This window comes from Brevibacillus sp. FIR094, from assembly GCF_050477165.1.
Lineage (GTDB): Bacteria > Bacillota > Bacilli > Brevibacillales > Brevibacillaceae > Brevibacillus.
Genome location: NZ_JBEAES010000009.1, coordinates 187,086 through 207,231 on the forward strand (window position 1 = coordinate 187,086; position 20,146 = coordinate 207,231).

Annotated in this window: 27 protein-coding genes; 7 read left to right on the plus strand and 20 right to left on the minus strand. The window is 45.8% G+C overall.

Annotation, left to right across the window (positions count from 1 at the left end; genetic code table 11):
* Positions 1 to 16 precede the first annotated feature (16 nt).
* Positions 17 to 391 carry a DUF309 domain-containing protein gene (locus ACQ5DJ_RS10305; RefSeq protein ID WP_017251328.1) on the minus strand — a complete coding sequence of 125 codons (375 nt, stop codon included), beginning with the start codon at positions 389 to 391 and terminating at the stop codon, positions 17 to 19.
* A gap of 153 nt (positions 392 to 544) precedes the next feature.
* Between ACQ5DJ_RS10305 and ACQ5DJ_RS10310 the strand changes: the two genes are divergently transcribed.
* A complete protein-coding gene (locus ACQ5DJ_RS10310; RefSeq protein ID WP_429842387.1) occupies positions 545 to 1,021 on the plus strand; it encodes a divergent PAP2 family protein in 477 nt (158 codons plus the stop codon).
* Between the two features lie 12 nt (positions 1,022 to 1,033).
* Entirely contained in the window at positions 1,034 to 1,804 is a 771-nt protein-coding gene (locus ACQ5DJ_RS10315; protein WP_429842388.1) for a cobalamin-binding protein, read from the plus strand.
* Positions 1,805 to 1,894: 90 nt separating this feature from the next.
* On the opposite strand, the gene ACQ5DJ_RS10320 is transcribed toward ACQ5DJ_RS10315, so the two are convergent.
* The 6 genes from ACQ5DJ_RS10320 to ACQ5DJ_RS10345 all read right to left on the minus strand — a co-directional run bounded on the left by ACQ5DJ_RS10320 (position 1,895) and on the right by ACQ5DJ_RS10345 (position 5,467).
* The gene (locus ACQ5DJ_RS10320) at positions 1,895 to 2,530 is read right to left on the minus strand and encodes a 3D domain-containing protein (protein WP_017251330.1); all 636 of its coding nucleotides are present in this window, start codon (positions 2,528 to 2,530) and stop codon (positions 1,895 to 1,897) included.
* A 159-nt stretch (positions 2,531 to 2,689) separates the two neighbouring features.
* Complete coding sequence (locus ACQ5DJ_RS10325) at positions 2,690 to 2,950, minus strand: YuiB family protein (protein ID WP_429842389.1); 261 nt, start codon at positions 2,948 to 2,950, stop codon at positions 2,690 to 2,692.
* A gap of 205 nt (positions 2,951 to 3,155) precedes the next feature.
* Positions 3,156 to 3,320, minus strand: coding sequence for a YuiA family protein (locus ACQ5DJ_RS10330; RefSeq protein WP_429842390.1), 165 nt, complete (start codon positions 3,318 to 3,320; stop codon positions 3,156 to 3,158).
* A gap of 159 nt (positions 3,321 to 3,479) precedes the next feature.
* Complete coding sequence (locus ACQ5DJ_RS10335; RefSeq protein WP_429842391.1) at positions 3,480 to 3,956, minus strand: NUDIX domain-containing protein; 477 nt, start codon at positions 3,954 to 3,956, stop codon at positions 3,480 to 3,482.
* 65 nt (positions 3,957 to 4,021) lie between these two features.
* Positions 4,022 to 4,273 (minus strand): hypothetical protein, encoded by a 252-nt coding sequence (locus ACQ5DJ_RS10340; protein ID WP_429842392.1) that lies wholly within the window; start codon positions 4,271 to 4,273, stop codon positions 4,022 to 4,024.
* Between the two features lie 3 nt (positions 4,274 to 4,276).
* The gene (locus tag ACQ5DJ_RS10345; protein ID WP_429842393.1) at positions 4,277 to 5,467 is read right to left on the minus strand and encodes an NAD(P)/FAD-dependent oxidoreductase; all 1,191 of its coding nucleotides are present in this window, start codon (positions 5,465 to 5,467) and stop codon (positions 4,277 to 4,279) included.
* A gap of 350 nt (positions 5,468 to 5,817) precedes the next feature.
* Between ACQ5DJ_RS10345 and ACQ5DJ_RS10350 the strand changes: the two genes are divergently transcribed.
* Entirely contained in the window at positions 5,818 to 6,828 is a 1,011-nt protein-coding gene (locus ACQ5DJ_RS10350; RefSeq protein ID WP_429842394.1) for an NAD(P)/FAD-dependent oxidoreductase, read from the plus strand.
* Positions 6,829 to 6,941: 113 nt separating this feature from the next.
* Positions 6,942 to 7,232: a hypothetical protein gene (locus ACQ5DJ_RS10355; RefSeq protein WP_429842395.1), complete on the plus strand. Its 291-nt coding sequence runs from the start codon at positions 6,942 to 6,944 to the stop codon at positions 7,230 to 7,232.
* Between the two features lie 30 nt (positions 7,233 to 7,262).
* Here ACQ5DJ_RS10355 and ACQ5DJ_RS10360 read toward each other — a convergent pair whose 3' ends face one another.
* From ACQ5DJ_RS10360 to ACQ5DJ_RS10375, 4 genes are all read right to left on the minus strand, one after another.
* Positions 7,263 to 7,883 (minus strand): hypothetical protein, encoded by a 621-nt coding sequence (locus ACQ5DJ_RS10360; protein WP_429842396.1) that lies wholly within the window; start codon positions 7,881 to 7,883, stop codon positions 7,263 to 7,265.
* A gap of 42 nt (positions 7,884 to 7,925) precedes the next feature.
* Complete coding sequence (locus ACQ5DJ_RS10365; protein WP_429842397.1) at positions 7,926 to 8,285, minus strand: hypothetical protein; 360 nt, start codon at positions 8,283 to 8,285, stop codon at positions 7,926 to 7,928.
* A gap of 393 nt (positions 8,286 to 8,678) precedes the next feature.
* The gene (locus ACQ5DJ_RS10370; protein ID WP_007716755.1) at positions 8,679 to 9,062 is read right to left on the minus strand and encodes a cupredoxin domain-containing protein; all 384 of its coding nucleotides are present in this window, start codon (positions 9,060 to 9,062) and stop codon (positions 8,679 to 8,681) included.
* Positions 9,063 to 9,181: 119 nt separating this feature from the next.
* Positions 9,182 to 9,976, minus strand: coding sequence for a metallophosphoesterase (locus ACQ5DJ_RS10375; protein ID WP_429842398.1), 795 nt, complete (start codon positions 9,974 to 9,976; stop codon positions 9,182 to 9,184).
* 55 nt (positions 9,977 to 10,031) lie between these two features.
* Here ACQ5DJ_RS10375 and ACQ5DJ_RS10380 point away from each other — a divergent pair, with 55 nt between their 5' ends.
* Positions 10,032 to 10,616 carry a hypothetical protein gene (locus ACQ5DJ_RS10380; RefSeq protein WP_429842399.1) on the plus strand — a complete coding sequence of 195 codons (585 nt, stop codon included), beginning with the start codon at positions 10,032 to 10,034 and terminating at the stop codon, positions 10,614 to 10,616.
* Between the two features lie 27 nt (positions 10,617 to 10,643).
* Here ACQ5DJ_RS10380 and ACQ5DJ_RS10385 read toward each other — a convergent pair whose 3' ends face one another.
* From ACQ5DJ_RS10385 to ACQ5DJ_RS10405, 5 genes are all read right to left on the minus strand, one after another.
* Positions 10,644 to 12,125 carry a DUF4153 domain-containing protein gene (locus ACQ5DJ_RS10385; RefSeq protein ID WP_429842400.1) on the minus strand — a complete coding sequence of 494 codons (1,482 nt, stop codon included), beginning with the start codon at positions 12,123 to 12,125 and terminating at the stop codon, positions 10,644 to 10,646.
* A gap of 119 nt (positions 12,126 to 12,244) precedes the next feature.
* Positions 12,245 to 12,526, minus strand: coding sequence for a hypothetical protein (locus ACQ5DJ_RS10390; RefSeq protein WP_429842401.1), 282 nt, complete (start codon positions 12,524 to 12,526; stop codon positions 12,245 to 12,247).
* Positions 12,527 to 12,558: 32 nt separating this feature from the next.
* On the minus strand, positions 12,559 to 13,800 hold the full coding sequence (locus ACQ5DJ_RS10395; RefSeq protein WP_429842402.1) for a DUF5050 domain-containing protein: 1,242 nt from the start codon (positions 13,798 to 13,800) through the stop codon (positions 12,559 to 12,561).
* A 158-nt stretch (positions 13,801 to 13,958) separates the two neighbouring features.
* Positions 13,959 to 14,318: an iron-sulfur cluster insertion protein ErpA gene (erpA, locus tag ACQ5DJ_RS10400; RefSeq protein ID WP_144619432.1), complete on the minus strand. Its 360-nt coding sequence runs from the start codon at positions 14,316 to 14,318 to the stop codon at positions 13,959 to 13,961.
* A 151-nt stretch (positions 14,319 to 14,469) separates the two neighbouring features.
* Entirely contained in the window at positions 14,470 to 14,691 is a 222-nt protein-coding gene (locus ACQ5DJ_RS10405; RefSeq protein WP_017251347.1) for an aspartyl-phosphate phosphatase Spo0E family protein, read from the minus strand.
* 336 nt (positions 14,692 to 15,027) lie between these two features.
* On the opposite strand from ACQ5DJ_RS10405, the gene mqnE reads away from it, so the two are divergent.
* Positions 15,028 to 16,131 carry an aminofutalosine synthase MqnE gene (mqnE, locus tag ACQ5DJ_RS10410; RefSeq protein ID WP_429842403.1) on the plus strand — a complete coding sequence of 368 codons (1,104 nt, stop codon included), beginning with the start codon at positions 15,028 to 15,030 and terminating at the stop codon, positions 16,129 to 16,131.
* Between the two features lie 104 nt (positions 16,132 to 16,235).
* Here mqnE and ACQ5DJ_RS10415 read toward each other — a convergent pair whose 3' ends face one another.
* Positions 16,236 to 16,499 carry a DUF1450 domain-containing protein gene (locus tag ACQ5DJ_RS10415; protein ID WP_047072975.1) on the minus strand — a complete coding sequence of 88 codons (264 nt, stop codon included), beginning with the start codon at positions 16,497 to 16,499 and terminating at the stop codon, positions 16,236 to 16,238.
* A gap of 173 nt (positions 16,500 to 16,672) precedes the next feature.
* Here ACQ5DJ_RS10415 and ACQ5DJ_RS10420 point away from each other — a divergent pair, with 173 nt between their 5' ends.
* Positions 16,673 to 17,740, plus strand: coding sequence for an NAD(P)/FAD-dependent oxidoreductase (locus tag ACQ5DJ_RS10420; RefSeq protein WP_429842404.1), 1,068 nt, complete (start codon positions 16,673 to 16,675; stop codon positions 17,738 to 17,740).
* Between the two features lie 87 nt (positions 17,741 to 17,827).
* Here the strand turns inward: ACQ5DJ_RS10420 and ACQ5DJ_RS10425 are convergent, their stop codons facing one another.
* The 3 genes from ACQ5DJ_RS10425 to ACQ5DJ_RS10435 form a co-directional block, all read right to left on the minus strand.
* Positions 17,828 to 18,586, minus strand: a complete 759-nt coding sequence (locus ACQ5DJ_RS10425) for a carbon-nitrogen hydrolase family protein (RefSeq protein WP_429842405.1) — start codon at positions 18,584 to 18,586, stop codon at positions 17,828 to 17,830.
* A 147-nt stretch (positions 18,587 to 18,733) separates the two neighbouring features.
* Positions 18,734 to 19,075 carry a hypothetical protein gene (locus ACQ5DJ_RS10430; protein ID WP_429842406.1) on the minus strand — a complete coding sequence of 114 codons (342 nt, stop codon included), beginning with the start codon at positions 19,073 to 19,075 and terminating at the stop codon, positions 18,734 to 18,736.
* 144 nt (positions 19,076 to 19,219) lie between these two features.
* Positions 19,220 to 20,113, minus strand: coding sequence for a hypothetical protein (locus ACQ5DJ_RS10435; RefSeq protein WP_429842407.1), 894 nt, complete (start codon positions 20,111 to 20,113; stop codon positions 19,220 to 19,222).
* Positions 20,114 to 20,146: the final 33 nt, after the last annotated feature.

A 20,146-nucleotide genomic window follows, 5' to 3' on the forward strand; every position in this document is an offset into this window, starting at 1 on the left:
ATATGGGCACATTTGTTTAACAGGATGTGTCAACATATAAGCGCAAAGGTGGAAACGTCATGGCTTTTGCCTCTGTGTAAGAAATGACATCCTTTTCCGGCAACAATTTCTCGCATTCATCTATGTAACGAAGAACTCTTGTTACGTCCAGTCCCCAATGAACTGGCTGGTAACGGGTCAAATACTTTCGTGCATTGCCTAACATCCAGCGAGCACCTTTTATATTGCCGTACTCTTGGTGATACAGTCCGACTGACAATTGCAGCAATCCTTGCAAAAACTTGTCTGACTTATCTTCCATCCAGATGTCTTCCAACAGATCGTGGCATTCATAGTATTCTCCATCATTGAATTTTTCAATGAACTGCAAATACTGCTCGGGATACCCCATGGATGCATGCCTCCGTTTCGAACCTTCCGTCTTCATGGTAACACAGATTGGCAATGACTTTACATCCAAACAAAAACTTCACGGATTAAGACAACGCCCTTCTGTTACAATAATCCTAGAGATAAGCGCACAGTAGAAAGGAATGGATTTTCCGTGGCGGATTTTTTTGAAAACTTCCCCTTATGGGCAGCACTGCTAGCCATAGGGATCGCCCAATTTATCAAAATTCCCCTCCATTTTTTTGCAACGAAATCGTGGCAATGGTCACTGCTCATGAGTACAGGCGGTATGCCAAGCTCCCACTCTTCTGCGGTGACGGCGCTATCCACAGCCGTGGGACTGCGTGAAGGCTTCGGCAGCAACATGTTCGCTATTTCCGCTATTCTCGGCGTAATCGTGATGTTTGATGCCGCAGGTGTCCGCCGCCATGCCGGTATGCAAGCAGTTGTCTTAAATAAGCTGGTCGATGAATTCAACAACCTGTTAGAAGGAATGAAATCATTAAAAGTACGCCCTAGCCAGGAAAAAGCAAAAAAACTGAAAGAACTACTCGGTCATCAACCGATCGAGGTATTGATCGGCGGTTGGTTAGGCGTCATGATTGCGTTATTGCTCCATCCGTTTTTTTAAAGGAGGGCTCCCATGCGCATTGTTTCCATCTGTCCCAGCAATACCGAAATCCTGTATTATTTAGGCCTTCATGAGCATGTCGTCGGATTGGATGATCACTCTGACTGGCCACTGGAGTGGCAGCATCTCCCCCGGGTTGGACCCGATTTGACAATCGATATGGACCTGGTCGCTGCCCTCCAACCGGATCTAGTCGTAGCGTCACTCTCTGTTCCTGGCATGGAGAAAAATATTGAGGCTCTACGCGATAGAGACATTCCTCATATCGTCCTGAATCCTTCCCGGATCGCAGAAATCGCACATGATATCCGACTCGTCGGTAAGGCGACGGGAACACAGAGGCAAGCCGAGCAGCTTGCGGTTCAATTTGACGAAACCATTGAAAGCATCCGACAAAAGGCCGCGAAGTACGCTCAACGCCCGAAGCTGTACTGGGAATGGTGGCCGAATCCCATCTACACACCTGGTCAGGAAAACTGGTTGACCGATGTAAGTGAGATTGCGGGTGCCACTAATATTTTTGCAGATTATCCTGTCGCGAACGTCAAGGCTACCCGGGAATTGGTCATGGAACGCAATCCCGATCATATTTGTGTCGTCTGGTGCGGAATTGAACTGAAGCGAATCAAGCCTGACATGATCACAAACCGCCCTGAGTGGATGAACATGACTGCGATTCGAAACAATCAGGTCCACTTGTTGGAAGAAGGCCTTTATTGCCGCCCTTCTCCTCGCATTTTGGAAGGACTGGAGAAGCTGGTTGATTTGATTCATACAGAATGACACAAAAAAACGTTCAAAGCCTTTGCCTTGAACGTTTTTTCTTTTTTCTTTCATGCCACCGATGCGGCATCCATTCGTTTTCGTTAGTTTCTATTCAGTTTGTTGTTGGCCGCTGACGGGTTCCGCCATGGCTGCGATTCCTTTTTCATTCAAGCTATTCAGAAAAGCTTCTGTTACTTTGCCTTCGCCTTTTTTTACGATATACACGTCCACCGATTTTTTCCCCCATTGCGAGAATACGTCCTGCTTGGTCTCGAAATACAGGTCAATCTTATGGCCGCGAATCGCTCCACCCTTGTCAGCTACAACGCCATATCCATAACCGGGGATGTACAAAATGGTCCCCAGCGGGAAAACGCGCAGATCAGCTGCAATCGTGGAATAGTCGTCTCTACGTACTTTTACACCTGAATATGTAATGCCATAGGACGGGTGAGATGGATTTTTGCCCGTCGACTCGTATCCAGCATAATAGCCGGTCGCTACTACACGTACTTTTGGATATTGATCGTGAAATACATCCGCTTTATCAATCACTTGAGTAAGAGAACTGGCAGATACCGTCCGTTTTTTGACGACATGTTGCCCCTCTTTCATTTCCTTGATTCCAAAAGTGGATGAGACACCGTGGTCTCCCACAACATTATAGCTGTATCCATCGCTTGCGAAGGCCGTCAAGACCAGGATGAACAGCGCGACGATACTTACGAACTGCTTTCCATTCATTTCTTGGTAAACCTCCTCTCGCTTCTAGTCATGTCCCGACGAGGAGGAAAGTATACACAAATTTTGGTTGATTACAGAAATATTCAGTCAGTTACACGTTTTTCCAATAAAATGCCAAAAGAAAAACAGGCCCGAAACAACGGCCTGTTTATACTTGTTTTAAAACATCCGATATCCTTTTTTGCGAAGCGTTTGAATGGTCCAGCCACTCGCCACTGTACCTGCCATTCCGCAGCCCAGAATGAGCGAATCCCAAATTCCCGGAACGATTTGTTGATAGACAAGGGCACCTACGACTATACCCACGCCGATCACAACTGGAAACCATGTTGTTTTCAAAATCATGTTTAAAATAAACCCAATGCCAAACCCTAGCACGGAGAACAGAACAATGGATACCATAAATTGCATCAAGTTCATCGACGAAAAAGACCTCCTGCCACCTTCTCCACCTTTTGCCACTTTTTCGGCAAATACAGGAAAGACGGGCTATTTTCGGTATTAAGTGTAGCAAAAAGGCGAGGGATCGGTCAATAAGAGAAGCCTATCGTATGTGTTGCATGCCTGACAGAAAAAACCGCCGATGCATTCGCTTCGACGGTTTCTATGCGAGTTTCCTTAATCGTTATTGATGAGTAGAAACAGCTTCCTTCTGAGCTTCCTGTGTACCAGCTCCGTCACAGTTAGGGCAATTCTCCGAGCCCCCCAGGAGCAGTTGGAAATACCCTTGACCATGGCAGTACGGGCACTGTTCTTGTTTTTGTCTCATGTTGAGCTCCCCTTTCGGCATACATGCGCGAAAACTAATTGCATGTATTTTCTGATTATTTAGATGTATCTAACTATATCAGAATTTCCCCTTGATTCACAATACAGTTCATCGCGAAAAAACCATAAAAAACCGCAATGTAAGCGGGAACATTGCAGTTTATCTAGCTTATTCGCAGTATTACTTAAAGATTTTATAGGAAGTGTATTGGAAAATGGGATCGATATCAAATGATTGACCTGTCATTCCTTGCTCCCGTTTGATATAGTCCGGCAATATGATTTTCAAATAAGTCGAAGACAGCGGGTCTTGAAGAAGCTCCTGGATCGGCATAAATCTCGCCTCCGCGATCTCACCTTCCTGCGGGCACGATTCTCCCCCTATGTAATCCATCCAAAAAACAACCATATTGTCGCTAATGGACTCCCGTATGACGCCTGAACGGATCCCAGCTACTTGTCGCACGACTGCCTCGACACCCGTTTCTTCCAGCACCTCACGCACTGCTGCTTCATCTACAGTCTCACCTTCCTGTACGAATCCCGCAGGAAATGACCATTGTCCTTTTAGTCCGCTGTACGTTTTTTTGACAACCAGTGCTTCTTGCCCGCGAATGACAATCCCGCAGGCGCCTAACCAAACCTTCCCCTCACGCATTCAGCTCGCTCCTTCCACGTCCTAGCTAAACGAAACCCCCGGCTCTTCTTCGCCGGGGGTACCTATCAATCATCCTCGTCATCAAGGAGCCCATTATCGATCATGTATCGCAGATTTTCCCGATCCCTTTCGCGGCCCTTTTCCTTGAGCCGGTCGATGGCAGGCAGGATGAGAATATCTACTTCACGCTGTACATGCCATGCCAAATCGTGTCGCCCCTGTTCCTCCAGAAAAGCTCCCACTTCCATCAAGGCATTGTACCGATCCATTTCTTCGCGGTCCATGAGCCCACGAACTTGAATGCTCGCGTGACGCATTGTTTACAGCTTTACTTTCTTCAGTGCGAGACCGACGCCGCCAATTTTGTACAAGTAGCGCAGGTCGCTCGCTTTTTTCATCATGGCTGCTGTGCTGCCGAACAGCTTTTTCGAACCAACTTGCCCGATGCCCTCGCCTTTTCCAAGAGAAGCGAGTGTCCCTTGCAAGTGCGGATTGAATTTTTGAGGCAGATCGCCACGGATCAAAGCGGCCAGATTTTCACCCAGCGTCTCGCCTTCCTGTACCGCGATTTGCGCAGTTGGCGGGTAAGGACGTCCTTCTTCGTTGAAGATCAAGGCACAATCCCCTACGACAAAAACATTCTCATGACCAGGCGCACGCAAGTATTCATCTACCTTGACACGACCGCGCATGACTTCGAAGCCTGCTTTTTCCACGATGCTGTTGCCTCGGACACCTGCTGCCCAAACCACCGTCTTCGATTTGATTTCTTCTCCGGTAGCCAACAACACACCATCCGGGGTGCACTGCTTGATCGGTGTTCCAATTTTGAACTCGATGCCTTTTCTCTCCAATACATCCATTGCGTATTGGATCAGCTCTGGATCAAAGCCAGGCAATGCAGTTGGTGCTGCCTCAATGCAGTAGACTTTCACCAGTTCTGGATCGACATCGAATTCTCGGCACAGCTCTGGCAGACGATCGCCGAGCTCTCCACAAAACTCAATGCCTGTAAAGCCAGCTCCACCTACAACAAACGTCAGGTAGTCCGTACGATCCGGCTCATTTTTAAATTTGGAGAACATGTATTCAATGTGCTCGCGAATATTGCGGACGGCATTGATGCTGCGAATGCTAAACGCATGCTCCTTGAGTCCCTCAATTCCGAACGTTTCTGGCTCGCTTCCCAATCCGATAACGAGATAGTCATACGACAGCACCTCGCCATTTTCGAGCGTCACGGTCTGCTCCTCTGGCTGAATGCCTTGCACCGTTCCTTTGACAAAGTTGACTTTGTCCTTGTTTAAAATACCATCCAGACTGACGCGAGCATGATCCGCTGGTGCTGTACCTGCAGCAGGCTCATGTAGCCAAGTCGTGATGTAGTGATAGTTGTGCTTGTTGACCAAGGTGATTTCTGCCTCATTGTAGTTGAGCTTCTTCTGTAGCTGCAACGTTGTGAGCAAACCACCGTATCCAGCGCCAAGAATCAGGATTTTGGGTGTACCCATCAGTATCCCTTCCAATCATGTATGATGTCATTTGTTCATGGTAACTTTAGGAAGATTGTGCGATTTTTCACGTGGTCTGGTACATATTAAGATGCCCCATTTCATGATCCCTGTAGTATCGGAATTATTGCCCTGTGCTGCCATCCGAACCACTCTGTGAAAAAATGCACAAAGTCAGACGTAGAAAAATGTGACAATTTCTTTACAGTCATCCTCATCTTATCGGCTACCAATTGGATTTGCAAGGGTTTTTTGCCTATCATCTTTCGAATTTTCTCTCCTGTTTTTCCACTTGTATGGGTTATAATGGTTGAGGAGTTCGCTTACGATTAATTCGGAGGTGCTTTGGATTGAATTTTCTGCAAAAGGACGAGCAAATCTACGACATTACGATCATTGGTGGCGGCCCTGCCGGATTATTTACCGCATTTTACGGCGGGATGAGGCAGGCCAGTGTAAAAATCATTGAGAGCATGCCCCAGCTAGGTGGGCAATTATCCGCTCTTTATCCGGAGAAGTACATATATGATGTAGCCGGATTTCCAAAGGTTTTGGCACAAGACTTGATCAATAATCTGAAAGATCAGATTTCCCGCTTTCAGCAAACTGTTTGCCTGGAAGAGAAAGTGGAAAATGTCGTAAAAAAAGTAGACGATGTGTTTGAAATCACAACGGACAAAGGCACTCACTACTCCAAATCCGTAATCATTACTGCTGGAGTAGGAGCGTTCGAACCTCGCAGGCTGGAACACCCAGATGCCGTCAAATATGAAAAATCCAATCTGCACTATTTTGTTACCGATCTGAACTCCTTCAAGGGACAGCGTGTAGCTGTTATTGGCGGCGGTGATTCCGCTCTGGACTGGTCCCTCATGCTAGAACCTATCGCAAAAGAAGTATACCTCATCCATCGCAGAGACAAGTTCCGCGCACATGAACACAGCGTAGAAATGCTCATGTCCTCCAAAGTAAACGTCACGACACCTTACGAAATTGCAGCATTGCACGGCGAGGAGCGCATCGAAAAACTCACGCTGGCCCATTGCACGACAAAAGAAGAAATTGATCTGGAAGTCGACGCAGTCATTGTCAACTTCGGCTTCATCTCCTCTCTCGGTCCGATCAAGAACTGGGGGCTAGAGCTCGAGAAAGGCTCCATCGTGGTCGATACCCGCATGGAATCAAACATTCCAGGCATTTTCGCAGCAGGCGATATCGCAACCTACCCTGGTAAGGTCAAGCTGATTGCTGTCGGATTTGGTGAGGCCCCTACCGCTGTAAACAACGCGGTTTCTTACTTTAATCCAGATGCCAAATTGCAGCCTGGTCATTCTTCAAGCATGGACAACTTCAAATCGTAAAAATGTTTCGTCCCTGTTGTGCCTCCGTTGGCTGCGACAGGGATTTTTCATTCCATTGCATAACCGCTTTTGTTGGCGTGCACAGTAGAAGCAATAACGAGGAGGCGATTGCTTTGAATCATCTCTGCCCAGTTTGCAATGGCTTCACACCGCTCCAACAAACGTGTTCAACGTGCGGTCAAGCTCTGCAAGATGCAGGACGTCTGTATGACTTTTATGGGAGCTACAGCCCGTACAGGGAGATAGACGATGCCAAGATGGACAACGGTTACGTAGATCGTACGCGCCACCAATGCGTCCATACGGGCTGGTGTTCCTCCTGTCAAACCGAACAGGCGGTCTTCCTGGATGAATGGACCCCTGCTATGCTTGTAACCGATATGGAAAAGGACGCGTACCAGTAAGTCGGTCACGTCCTTTTTTTGTTCGAAACGTTATTTTTTCTTCATGGCTAGCTTTTCCGCCATGCGAGAATTGTTTGCTTGCATTTGTTCCAGCATTTGCTGGAGTGATTCCTTAATCTTGGCTGTATCGCCAGATTCAATCGCCGAGTCAAAAGCTTCGTGTGTTTTTTTCATTTGCTCGAACCGAGCTTTTCGAGCGTCACGTTCTTCTTTTGGTCCCATGTTTTTGTCTTTCCATTCTTTGAACTGCTTTTCCATCTGTTCGTTGGTTATTTCGCCCTTTTTCACTTGTTCATTCAGCTTGTTGATCAGTTGCTTGCGTTCTTCACGCTTCGCCTGCCACTTCGGGTCGTCACTAAGTGTTTCGAACTCGCTCATTAAACGATCGCGTTCTTTAAACGCTGCCTGCCATTTCTGCACACTATCTGGTGCATATTTTTCCGCTAGCAAGAGCATGTACATTTTTTGATGAACGCCTCTATTTGAGCTGTGTCGCACCTTCATGTGCTTCTCTCCATGCTCATCATGGCTGTGAGTCGGCTTGATCACCTGAGCAACTGTTGACGATACATCTTGGGCCAACGCAACACCTGGCATGACGAGACCCATTACTAACGCTGCTGTCATCATTCCTTGCTTCCACATCTTCATACGATTCACTCCTTCTGGTAGAAAACGTCTTAGATTGATCCGTTAAAAAGGGCACAACTCTTCTCTATCCAGCCCCAATAGCTTTACAAGACCCATTTGCTCGAGATCACTTTTTGTTTTTTCGGTGCCATACTGATAAATGAGTTGGTAGATGGCCCTCAGGTTGTCATCGTATTCGTCGTTGTCCCGATCCGGCATGTCAGACCAGAGTGTATGTCCATGCATCCACATCATGAAATCTCCATGGACGCAGTTATTGAACAAGTCTCGCATCATGCCCACTTGAACATCGGTCGCTTCGATCTCAAAATCGTACGTGGCGGAGCCTTTCTCATCGCGGATTTCTGCCACTGTCGTTCCTGCTTGTAAGGTCACGTAGTAGTGTTTCTTATCCAGTGTCACTCATCTCCTTTTTGGATCGCATCACCGACTTGAAAACTTTTCCTCCTTACCATGTGCAAAAATCGCGAAAAACATGTATATGACATGCGAAAAAGCCCTCCGTCATGGGAGGACTTCTGCCTACTTGCTGCTAAGCCTCTATGTTACGATCGATCTTCTTTCCGCAAATTATGACCAGTGTTCTCTCCCGTTTTCGGTGGAGTGCTGCGTGAGCCGGCGGATGCTTCTGTTGGGCGTTTGTCTTTGTTGTTGTGCTTGGACATGTGGTTCCCTCCCTTATTCGTGAGTGACTGCCCATGTAGTATGTCCCTGCCATTGAAATGAAAAAACACCTTGACCCGCTATGCAGGCCAAAGTGCTTGTTTGTTGTTATATTCCAATAAGAGAATCGAATTATTTCACGACTAATTTTGCTACCATTTTGCCATGATCCGGTCCACAGATCACGTTACAAAAGATGGTGTACTCACCAGCTGTATCGATTTTCATCGTTTTGCTGCCATCTTTTTGGAGGTCTACATCCAGCCCTTGGATACCAATACCGTGAAAGCCTTCTGTCGACTTGAAGTTGAGCGTGAACTCTTCGCCAGCTTTTACTTCAAAGGTTTCTTGATTGAATTTCCAGTTACTAGCTTCGATATTTACTTGTGTGCCAGTAGTCGCTGCAGGAGCCGCTGCATCCGTGCTAGCAGCTTGATCCTTGCCTCCGCCGCATGCTGTAATCAACATTGCAGACAATGCAACTGAAGAAACCAACAGACCCCACTTCTTATTCACAATGACCCCTTCTTTCTTCTTTTTCTACACTTCCATCTTACTCGATGAAATCAATCCAAAATCTGGGATCGTGTGAACGAACAGTGACGAATTGGGGAACGATTGATGAACACGAGCGTTCATGATTGATTGATCGCGTATACCGTGATTTCTGGAAAGCAATTCAGCCGGATTGGCAACTTGGAAGTACCAAGTCCGCGACTGATGCCAAATACGCCAACGGATTGATCCTCTTTTTGCCCGACATGAAAATACTTGTAGGCACCAACAGTCCGATTGAACAAGCGAACTTGTCCCCCATGAGTATGTCCGGTCAAGAGAAGGTCAGCTTTCAAACCCTCGTTGTGAATCAATGAGATTATATTAGGAGAGTGGGCCAAAAATATCGTCAAGTTCGCCTGCTGGATCTCTTGCCTAGGACGTCGTTCATTGCCGTAAATCGAATTATCGAAGCCGTATATCCAAATGCGACTGCTATCCTTTTCGATCACGTCACTATCGTTTTCCAACACAGTCATCACCTGCTGCCAGGATTCTTTTTGGGAATCGTAGATAGCATCGGAATAGACCTTTTTTTGAAATCTCCCTGTTTCTCTCTCGTAATTGCCAGGAACGAAGAATATCCCATCCTCGCTCTTTATTTTCGCTAGCTCATCCAACACACGCGTCAACTGCCCGCTGTGCTGTGTCAAATCCCCCGTCACTATCACAATATCCGGATCATAAGCATTCACCAGTTTGTGCAACTCTCCATTCCAAAAGCGTGTTCGTCCATGCAGATCAGTCAGGTGAATCAAAGTAAGGGGAGATATACCAGGTAGTGTCAGCTTCACTGTCGTTGCTTTGACATAAGTCGTATGATAGGCGAAAAATATCATTCCCATCAGGATACACAAAACAATCGTCGTCATCATTTTGGAACACTTCTCCTTTCCACCCGTCTTAATGGTTAATAGGAGTGGATCAGTCATGATGCTTCAACAAAACCGTCGTACCATAGTAGTTCTTTTCTCCATAGTGATTCTTTTCACCTTTTTCATCCAGCCTTCCCCTGCGTTAGCCTGTAGTTGTGCCAGTCCTCCTGACCCTTTAACAGCAAAGGATTTATCTGCTGCTGTTTTTACAGGGAAGGTGCTACAGGTGAATGAACGTACAGACTGGATTGGTTTTCTTTCGTTTTGGGATAAACCAGTTCGGGGAGGTTTTGAGGTTATTTTCGAGGTACAATCCACTTGGAAAGGAATAGCTCAGCAACAAGTCTTGATTCTTACCGATGGGCTTGGTGGCGCATGTGGCATTCCTTTTCAACCGGGGCAAGAATATCTTGTCTATGCGTCTTATTGGGAGCTAAACGAGCTAGAAACCAACATCTGTACACGAACAGTCCTCAAAGCAGATGCAGGAAAAGACTTACAAGTGTTGGGGTCTGGCACACTGCCTGTCCCTTCAGCAAATCTCAATTGGAATAATTATTTAGCCACAATTATTGTCATCATCATATCAGGAGGAATCTTGTTCTATCTCTTTTGGTTCCAAACAAAACGGAGACGATAGATCACCTCGTCTCCGCCCTCACTACTTTCATGGAAGATAAGCCTTTGCCCGATACTCCGAGAGATTAAAGGACTGCCAGCTATTGTCCTCATTCAAAATCTCTTTCCGCTCCTGTAGCATCTCCATAAACCTCTCTTCTACCTTTTTATCCCGCACAAGCTCCATAACCACTGGTATGGCGTCATAAGATAGCTCGCTCAAATACTCGATGTCGATGTGTCCAGTCGCATGATAGCGCTGTACATTGTTTTTGGCAATGATGACGTCCATATTAGTGTAATTCAGAATGACGTAACTCACTAGTGTTACAATCGCGTAATACTTGATCAGAGAGAAACTATCGCGCCAAATTTTCAAGAGAGCAATGATAAACAGCACAAACAGAAATATCATGAAAACGTGAGCTAACAGCCGCGTATGCGTATACCCGTAAGCATCCTCATACAAGGAGAGGCGAAAATAGGCGGATACGAGCATGAAACCCGTGCAAATCGTCAACATACTCAGCAGAACTTGAATGATCCGGTAGAGCATTTGTTTTGCCCGTGATGCAAAGTGCATCGTGCAGAGGAGAATCAAGAAATTAATAACAGTGACGGTCACCAGCTCATTGAAGCCATTTCTAGCATACTCGGCGTACGTCAATTCATCTGGTAAAACTCGCTTCGCCCCGCTGAACAAATACGATATCTGAATGTATGTAAACGCTGCGTACACCATATTGATAATCGCCAGAATCGTTACAAGGATAACCCCGTCCCAGACGATCTTATTGTCATCTGCGGGTACGGGCAATTCCACTACTTCTTCTCGTTTCCCGAAAAGAGAATACATGTAAGCAAACACAAGGATCGTAATGATCACGATTAGCATCATTCGAAAGATCGCTTCAAGTGAATGGACATCAATGACCCTTCGCGGTATTTGACCCAGAAAATGTCCAAACACACTATCGGCATTCGAGAGCAAGGAGAGTACAATCACCAGTAGAGGCACCGAGATGCCGATTCCTATGAAAACTTTCTTCATCACCCCATACTTCTCCTGATTCACCCTACCCTTGATCCATTCCTTTGTCAGCCTAAATGGCAAGCGCGTATACTTCGGGGTGTAAAGGAGCAATGTCTCCATCATCTCCATGAAAAATCCTGCCTCGTACCATTTCGCTTGTTGACGCTTGGTGATCAGGATCGTTTGGATCACGAATAAAAACGGAATCAGTAACAAGTTGAACAAATGAAAATGCGGATTGGAAAATAGAAAAAAGGTAAAGGCCAATAGAAAAATCGGAAGCGTCCATACCCAGTCGAATACATGTTTTCGTGAAAAGCGAATATGAATGCGCTTCCTAGCCTGCCAAATAAAAAGACCGTACAAGCCGATTACGAACAATAGATAAGAGATACCCAATCCTTTCCCGTAAAACATCCAGTCAAACAGTAAGCCGATCCCAAATGCCCCCAGCAAAAGCCACTGTAAGCCTTTTTGTTCTTGCGTAACATCAGCCAACTTTTTCACTCCTTACTCATGCTTTTTCCCTAAAAAAATTAAGAGCAGACTCCAATAAGGAGCTGCTCTTGTAAATACGTGCACATTTGGATAAATGTTACATTTTTAACTACGTGTATCTACTTTAAATTCTCGGCAATCGCCAGCAATTCTTTCTTCGTCAGAATAGGGTTCATGGCAACCACTTCGATGAGTCTATTTTTGTCCTCTTGATAGACCTTTACGACCTTTTCTTCAGTTCCATCCATTAGCTTGCCAGCTATATACAGTCCCTCATCATTTTGCACTTTCACTTTTACTACGATGGCTTCCTGTCGTTGTCCCAGCATGTGATAGCGGTACACCGGCTTTTGCATCGCATCGATGATCAAACCAAATTGGTCAATATCAGGTTGCCGCAAAAAAATCCATACCGAAGTATGGATTCCTTGTGTTATTTCCACTGAACCTTGTAAAGCTCATTGTTCGTTTTGGCATAGAGAATGTATTGTGCTGGTATGTTTATCTCTACAATCGAATCGCTCTTCAAGTCCATGATTTTCTCTGTTTTATCTGAAGCGAGTTGTGTCCGGTATAAAGCTTTGTCGCTGTCCAGATAGAAAATGTTGCCACCTACGACATCAGTGATCTTTCCCTTGATTTGCTTGCCATCTTGCAAGTGCTTACCTTCCTTGGAAATCAGCACATGCCGAGAGCTGCTATCCACGTAGGCAATCGCGTCCGTATAAACCTCAAAGCTGCCGCCCTTGCTTACATCTATTTTCGTGTCATCTTTGGTAAGCTTCGTTTTTTCGGTCCCATCCAGCTTCATTTTATAGAGTCTTTGATCACGGCTGTCATGGAAGTAATACCAGCCATTCGAAACCGTTGCATAGTCTACATTTTCAAGAACTTCCTCTTTTTTGTCCGAATTGATTTTCGCTTTATACAGCATCGCTCGGTTGTCGACTGTATAAGCCGTAAAGTACATATCGCTTTCATCCATAACAAAGGACGTAAGCTTGTCTCCCGCAAATTTCACAGCTTCCGGTGTGCTGCTACCTTGCTTTACCTTGTAAAGAGAGCCTTTTTGCAACCCTTTTTCAGCAGTTGGCTCGTTGACCTGCAAGTAATAAATCTCTTGATTTCCTCGAAAGATTTTACCCGTCACCTGATTGGCTTGGCTCACTTTCATCGGACTCTCGTTGACCAATTTATCCTTATAAATCGTACCTTTCAGTTTGTTGTCTTTATCTGCGACAAAGAAGTATTTCCACTCATCTCCTACCCGAATGAGACCAGACGCTGCACCCTGTATCTCATCCTTTTCCTCACCCTTCATGGTTAGCATGAGCTTAATCTCATACTTTCCTTTTTCCGAGGGAGTAAAGGTTCCCGTTACCTCGTATTGCTCTTTTCCTTCTATGACCTTCACGTCTTCCATCACGAGATCCTCATCAGGACCTGTGAAGCGAAATTCCGCATCTCCTTTTATTTTCCCATGTTTCGCAATCGTTGCTGTTACCGTGACTTTCTCACCCACATTCACATCGAGTTGTGGAAACAACGTCAGATTGCCTGCCACATATCCTTTTGACTTTACCTTTGGTGCCGCATCACTCGTAACTGGAATGGCCGTACACAAAAGGATGGCCGAAAATACACAAGCAGTAAGCCGTTTGAATTTCTTATCCATAACAATCCTGCCTCTCATCTTTTCATTTCACTTCCAATTATTCCTAACTATAAATATCAATCCATATTTTGTAAATTTCTTTCATTTCGTACAACAAAAAACCCCCTCAACTCGTGCGCATTCATTCACACAAGTCGAAGGGGTTCTGTCTATTCGTCTTAGTCGTCACATTTCTCCGCTTTACCTTCAGCCAACGCTGTTTTGAACGAAGATCCACAGCCACAAGAAGCCACTGCATTCGGATTCTCGATAGAGAAGCCTCCGCCCATCATCGATTCCTTAAAATCGATCTCTGTACCTTTAATGTATGGATAGCTGTCCTTATCGACAACAATTTTCACACCGTTTTGCTCGAAGGTCACGTCGCCTTCTTTCATCTCTTCGTCCCAGCCCATCCCGTAGGTAAAGCCGCTGCAACCACCCGTTCTGACACCTACCCGCAAAAACACATCGGGCTTACCTTCTGCTGCCAGCATTTCTTTTACTTTCAGACTGGCGCTCTCTGTCAATGTAATCATGCTTCTTTCCCTCCTTCACAGGCTCATTATTCCTGCACTTGTTACAACCAGTATATTCAGTTTACTAAGAAACGCTTCTTCCCACAAGGTTCCCCTGCACTTTACGCGCTCATTCTCTCTTTTACAAATAAAAAAGAAGGGTTTCCCCTTCCTATGCAAAATGTGCATTATTTTCCATTAGATAAAATCTATAAGCTTTTTTCCGGTTACCTGCCTTAGACAGACTATGATCGATCTGGTTCAGTTCGTTGTGTAGTTGATCAATTTGTATACTGTATTCTAGGACATCTGGATGATCTAACCCAAACTCTAACCCCATATATACCATACGCTGTCGAAGGAGTTCGATTTTCTCGAGCAAAACGTCCCGCATTTGAAGCTCCTCCTAATAATAGATCAGGCTTTCTTACTATATTTTACAAGAACAGCTAGAATTTCGCAAACAAAAATTCCTTTATTTCCGAAAATATACCAAAAATACGACGGTAATTGTTATATTTTTACATCCATAACTTCCTTCTAGAGAGTTGGAGAACTTATGATATTGTTCGTCGTTACCAAGAGGTTTATAATATAGGTGCTCTTGTTGCCCGAGATTTACTCTATTCTTAAGAGCCTTTCCACTCCCATGGAACGAATATCGATTGGGTATGACTGGATTAAAGCTCTTTCATCTAAGAACCATTGACTTTGAAAGGACGTGTTTGGAATGGCTCTTGAAACGATTGCCATACAAGACAAAGCTCTCGCCGGAATCGCAGAAAAAGTTATGCATGGCGAAAGACTTACTTTGGAAGACGGTGTCACCCTTTTTAATTCCAACGATCTTTTGACGATTGGACAATTGGCTAACGTTGTTAACTATCGCAAGAATCAGGATAACGTTTACTTTTTGCAAAATCTGTACATCAACCCAACGAACGTATGTGAAGCTCATTGCAAATTCTGTGGCTTCCGCCGCGATGAAGGGGATGAAGGTGCCTACACAATGAGCACAGATGAGTTGCTTCATTATGTAGAAACGCGCTTCCATCCGGGTATCCGTGAATTCCATATCGTTGGCGGCCATAACCAGCACAAGCCATTTGAATACTACCTCGACACCATTCGTACCTTGAGAAAAGCGTACCCGGATGTAACGATTAAATCGTATACAGGTGCAGAGATTGAGTTCTTCTCCCGCATTTCCGGTCTATCTATCCGCGAGGTTTTGCAAGAGCTGATGAAAGCTGGTCTCCAAAGCCTTACTGGTGGTGGCGCTGAAATTTTGACTGAGCGCTATCGTATGAAAATGAGCCCGGAAAAAGCAAGTACAGACATGTACCTGCAAGTACACCGCACAGCTCATGAGTTGGGCTTGAAAACACATACCACTATGCTGTACGGCTCCATCGAGACGTTGGAAGAGCGCGTGATCCACATGCTCCGCCTGCGCGAGCTGCAAGATGACACAAACGGCTTCATGGTGTTCATTCCATTGGCTGTTCAACCGATTAAAGCAACAGCTGGTATCAAACGCCGCAACTCTGCCATTGATGATTTGAAAACAATGGCGATTAGCCGTCTGATGCTCGATAACTTCCAGCATATCAAAGCATACTTCATCAACATCGGTACCCAGCTCACACAACTTTCTCTGCAAATGGGAATTTCCGATGCTCACGGAACCTTGATCGAGGAGCGCATCAGCCACTCAGCCGGTGCACTTACCCAACAAGCTCTGACTGTAGATGAATTGGTTTGGTTGATCAAAGGCGCAGGAAAACGCGCGCTGGAACGCGATACCTTCTACAACGTGATCAAAGAACATTAATCCATAATAAAAGCTGATGCTCCATATCACTTGGGCATCAGCTTTACTATTTTGATTCGTGTACGGTTGATCATGCTCCCCAATGAACATCCTAAGAGAACAACCTACAGAGGAAAATCTGCATCCAGCAGTTCTTCTTCCTCCCGTAATTTATTCTTGATTTTCACCAGTAATTCATCGGCTGTTGGAGCTTGTACCAATGTGCCGTTTACGAGCGCGAATGGCTCCATGTAGCATTCACCGCAATACCCCAGACAGCCGTACTCGAGTACGTCCACGTCCAGATCAGGATCATTTTCCAATGCATCCACGACGGATTGCGTATAGGAGGACACATTGCTCGCGCAAAATTCTACTAGTGGTTTCATCTATCGTCACCTACCGATTATTTCGACATCATCACGTACTTTATTGTACCGCGACTTTGATAAAAATCCAGCGGAGAAAACGGGAAAAAGATTCTGCTTGCATTTTTAGTGAAAGAGACTAAAAATAGAGTGGGTGCTGTAAAAAACGGACAGAAGAAAGGACTAGACCTTCTATGAAACGACTTGTGATCCTTGGAGGAGGATACGGGGGTCTTCGTATTATTGAGCGAGTCCTGTCCCCTGATTTACCAGATGACGTATTTATAACCCTCGTAGACCGTATGCCGTTTCATGGCTTGAAAACAGAGTATTACGCTCTGGCGGCAGGTACTACACCGGAATCCCACCTGCGTGTTAATTTTCCAAACGATCCACGCCTGACCGTCAAATACGGTGAAATTGCTGGTGTGGAATTGGACGAGCAGGTCGTCAATTTTGCTAACGGGGACACCCTCTCCTACGATTGGCTTGTAATCGGATTGGGTTGTGAGGATCGTTACCATGATATCCCTGGTGCTGAACAATTTACGTGTTCAATTCAATCCATGGGAGCTACCCGCAACACATACATGGCAATCAATAATGTGAACCCATACGGCACAGTTAGCGTTGTGGGCGGTGGTCTTTCCGGGGTGGAAATGGCTGCTGAGCTGCGCGAGAGCCGTCCCGACCTGAATGTACGCATCATCGACCGCGGTCAAAGCATTTTGAGCCCATTCCCGAAAAAGCTTCAGGAATATGCATCTCAGTGGTTCATTGAACACGATGTTCAGCTTGTTTCCATGGCGAATGTCACTGGCATCGAGCAAGGAATCGTGTACAACCACAACCAGCCTGTTGAAAGTGATGTTATCGTATGGACAGCAGGTATTCAAGCGAATAAAATCGTGCGCTCTCTGCCGATCGAAACAGACAACATCGGACGCGCCAAACTAAACCAGTATCATCAAATCTCATCCCATACGAACGTGTATGTGGTAGGTGACTGTGCAAGTACCATCATCGCGCCAAGTGCACAAACAGCTGAGATCCAAGGTGAACAAATTGCCTTGATGTTGAAAAAAGACATCAAAGGTGAGGAGTATCCAGCTTCATTGCCTGCTCTCAAGCACAAAGGCTTCCTCGGTTCCCTTGGCAAAAAGGAAGGCTTTGCCAGCATGGGAAAAATGTCTTTGGTTGGTCAGATGGCTCGTGTCATCAAGAGCGGTCAGCTATGGATGTACAAAAAGCATATGGGATAAAGCGCAAGCCTGTTGGCCAGATGGTCTAACAGGTTTTCTTTTTGTATAAGCACAGAATCGAAGCGGTCGACTCCTCTCTTTTCCTTCCTATTCAACCAATTCAGGCTGGAAGCGCTGGGCTAATAATCGTGTGGCTCTCGCAGGATCAATCTCGTACACAAGCAGCTCCTCACCCCCTGAAGCTGCGACACACAGTCGTTCCCCCGTAGGCGAAATCAAAGCCGTCGTCACCTGTTGATTCGGAATCGCGTAGTTCACACTGGCGAAGTAGATGTTGTTTTCCAAACTTCGGCAAACCATTGCCCCGTTGAAAAAATCAGGATTGTTGACTTCCCCTGTAAACATCGGATGGAAAACAATGCTCGCTCCGCGGCGTGCCGCCCACCGTACCGTCTCTGGGTACCGCCATCCTTCATGGCAGATGACAATGCCAAACGACACATCCTCAATCGTAAACAATTGGCGCCCTTCGCCCGGAACATAGTCAAACTGATCCTCATCTGGATCGATCTGATTTTTTATTTGTAGCCCAAGATCTTCTCCCTGTTTCCCCACCACAAAGGCGACAAGATGATAGCCGCTCTCATCCTTCCATTCCATCGGTAAAATGACGGCGAGCTGGCGTTCCTGCGCCAGAGCACGAATCTCTTCCAAAGCTCTCCGTTGTACCTCATGATCGTATGCTTCCACTTCATAGCCTACACCGCGCAGCCCTGGAATCACCGATTCAGGAAAGCAAATCAGATCGCAATTGTTTTGCGCAGCGTTGATCATCTGCTGCTTAATGATCGCGAGCCCCTCCGCCGCTGATTGGGGAAACCTCGTCTGAGCCAAACCTATTTTCATGGGGATACCTCTTTCTAAAGGAAGACTTGCTAGAGAATAAACAAGGAAAAAGCAGGAATTTTCAATATCCTTCCATTATACAAAATAATTCTTTCCATGCAAAAAAACCGTCAAGATTCATCCTGACGGTTTCCTCATTTTGCTGGTTTATCGCTTTTGAATACGTAAAACCGGTACTTTCTTCGGTTCATAGGTGTCTGCCAGTACCTTCTCATGGATGACATTCAGCTTGAGCAAACTCGAAATTTTCCCGGTATCCGCCTTCGACATGAGGCGCCAAAGCGAAGGATCTGGCAAGGCGTTGTAAAGGCGATCATCGTTATATTCTCGTCGCTCCTGATAGGAGATCAGCAGCTTGTATTCGCCTTCCTCTGCGCTGCCTGCTTCGCTGTAAGCTTCAATCAGTTTACTCCGCAGCTCGTTCAACTCTTCCTCTACCTGCTTTTGAATTTCCTTCAACTCGTAGTAGCGAGCAATCGGTTGGTCCATCCGCTCTTCCTCCTTTGGTTACCCCTGTACCCAAAATCCATATGAGAAAAAGTCGGTTGGTAGAACCATTCGCTGGCAACGAAAAACAGCCTCCTTTTTCATTTCCGTCATGAAAAGGAGGCTGCGGATTAAGCTCTACAATTATTACTTTTCAATCATCGTGTTGATCGCTTCACCCGGGTGTTTTTTCAAGAAAGTAGAATACTCTACTTCCCATGGATTCCACTTGCCGTCACCTTGGTAGCCCCATACGGAGTTGATGTGGGAAACGGTATCTGTGTTGTTCATACCTACAAGTCGTTGCTCCCCTACCAGCTCAAATGTACCGTTCGCATCCATATCGACTGGAGTCAAAGAACCGAATGGATAGGAGAATACAGAAACAGCATCTTCTGTTGGCTGTACTTTACCTGCTTTGTCATACAGCTTGGCAGCTACGTATACATCCTGGTTGGCACTCACGTCAAGCGTCAGCGGCTTATCCAGGTGGGAGCCTTTGCCCTCTACTTTAAAGCCATCCACGAATTTCCCCTCGTAACGGATTCCTTCGTTTTCCTTTTCACCAAAAATCACAGCTGGCTTGTTGTTTTCAAAAGTAGCGATTACATGGCTGTAAACACCGCCGCTTCCACCAGTCGCTGTTTTCACGAAGGCATCCGCAACATGATCACCCGTGAAGTCTACGAGAGTCAGCTCGCCTTCATAGCCGCCCAGCTCTTTGATATCTGTTTGGCTATAAGCGCCGGATTTTCCGTCTTTCACTACGATGTTCATATTGGAAGCATAGATGTCATCCGCTTTTTCTTTTTCGCCAATCAGGTAGACGATGTCATCCTTCTTATCGCCATTGACGTCAGCCGTTTTTTGATCGATCACATAGGTGTTTTTGTCGAGTTTCAGTTCAGCCGCAGCCGAGAAAAGCTTTCCTTTTTCAGAGTCTGCGTGAGCTACTTGTGTATTCATTGCAGAAAATCCAGCTACGCCTACAACCCCTGCAAGCAGCAAATATGTAACAGGCTTCATCCATTTTTTATTCATCGTTATGGCCTCCACTAAATGGTAAGTTATTGG

Excerpts from the sequence above, each read along its gene's own strand:
- mqnE (WP_429842403.1), top strand. The coding sequence starts at position 15,028 with ATGGCTCTTGAAACGATTGCCATACAAGACAAAGCTCTCGCCGGAATC.
- ACQ5DJ_RS10325 (WP_429842389.1), bottom strand. The coding sequence starts at position 2,950 with ATGAACTTGATGCAATTTATGGTATCCATTGTTCTGTTCTCCGTGCTA.
- ACQ5DJ_RS10405 (WP_017251347.1), bottom strand. The coding sequence starts at position 14,691 with ATGCGGGACGTTTTGCTCGAGAAAATCGAACTCCTTCGACAGCGTATG.
- ACQ5DJ_RS10380 (WP_429842399.1), top strand. The coding sequence starts at position 10,032 with ATGATGCTTCAACAAAACCGTCGTACCATAGTAGTTCTTTTCTCCATA.
- ACQ5DJ_RS10335 (WP_429842391.1), bottom strand. The coding sequence starts at position 3,956 with ATGCGTGAGGGGAAGGTTTGGTTAGGCGCCTGCGGGATTGTCATTCGC.
- ACQ5DJ_RS10360 (WP_429842396.1), bottom strand. The coding sequence starts at position 7,883 with ATGAAGATGTGGAAGCAAGGAATGATGACAGCAGCGTTAGTAATGGGT.
- ACQ5DJ_RS10425 (WP_429842405.1), bottom strand. The coding sequence starts at position 18,586 with ATGAAAATAGGTTTGGCTCAGACGAGGTTTCCCCAATCAGCGGCGGAG.
- ACQ5DJ_RS10435 (WP_429842407.1), bottom strand. The coding sequence starts at position 20,113 with ATGAATAAAAAATGGATGAAGCCTGTTACATATTTGCTGCTTGCAGGG.
- ACQ5DJ_RS10345 (WP_429842393.1), bottom strand. The coding sequence starts at position 5,467 with ATGGGTACACCCAAAATCCTGATTCTTGGCGCTGGATACGGTGGTTTG.
- ACQ5DJ_RS10375 (WP_429842398.1), bottom strand. The coding sequence starts at position 9,976 with ATGATGACGACGATTGTTTTGTGTATCCTGATGGGAATGATATTTTTC.
- ACQ5DJ_RS10420 (WP_429842404.1), top strand. The coding sequence starts at position 16,673 with ATGAAACGACTTGTGATCCTTGGAGGAGGATACGGGGGTCTTCGTATT.
- erpA (WP_144619432.1), bottom strand. The coding sequence starts at position 14,318 with ATGATTACATTGACAGAGAGCGCCAGTCTGAAAGTAAAAGAAATGCTG.
- ACQ5DJ_RS10315 (WP_429842388.1), top strand. The coding sequence starts at position 1,034 with ATGCGCATTGTTTCCATCTGTCCCAGCAATACCGAAATCCTGTATTAT.
- ACQ5DJ_RS10340 (WP_429842392.1), bottom strand. The coding sequence starts at position 4,273 with ATGCGTCACGCGAGCATTCAAGTTCGTGGGCTCATGGACCGCGAAGAA.
- ACQ5DJ_RS10305 (WP_017251328.1), bottom strand. The coding sequence starts at position 391 with ATGGGGTATCCCGAGCAGTATTTGCAGTTCATTGAAAAATTCAATGAT.
- ACQ5DJ_RS10430 (WP_429842406.1), bottom strand. The coding sequence starts at position 19,075 with ATGGACCAACCGATTGCTCGCTACTACGAGTTGAAGGAAATTCAAAAG.
- ACQ5DJ_RS10415 (WP_047072975.1), bottom strand. The coding sequence starts at position 16,499 with ATGAAACCACTAGTAGAATTTTGCGCGAGCAATGTGTCCTCCTATACG.
- ACQ5DJ_RS10320 (WP_017251330.1), bottom strand. The coding sequence starts at position 2,530 with ATGAATGGAAAGCAGTTCGTAAGTATCGTCGCGCTGTTCATCCTGGTC.
- ACQ5DJ_RS10395 (WP_429842402.1), bottom strand. The coding sequence starts at position 13,800 with ATGGATAAGAAATTCAAACGGCTTACTGCTTGTGTATTTTCGGCCATC.
- ACQ5DJ_RS10330 (WP_429842390.1), bottom strand. The coding sequence starts at position 3,320 with ATGCCGAAAGGGGAGCTCAACATGAGACAAAAACAAGAACAGTGCCCG.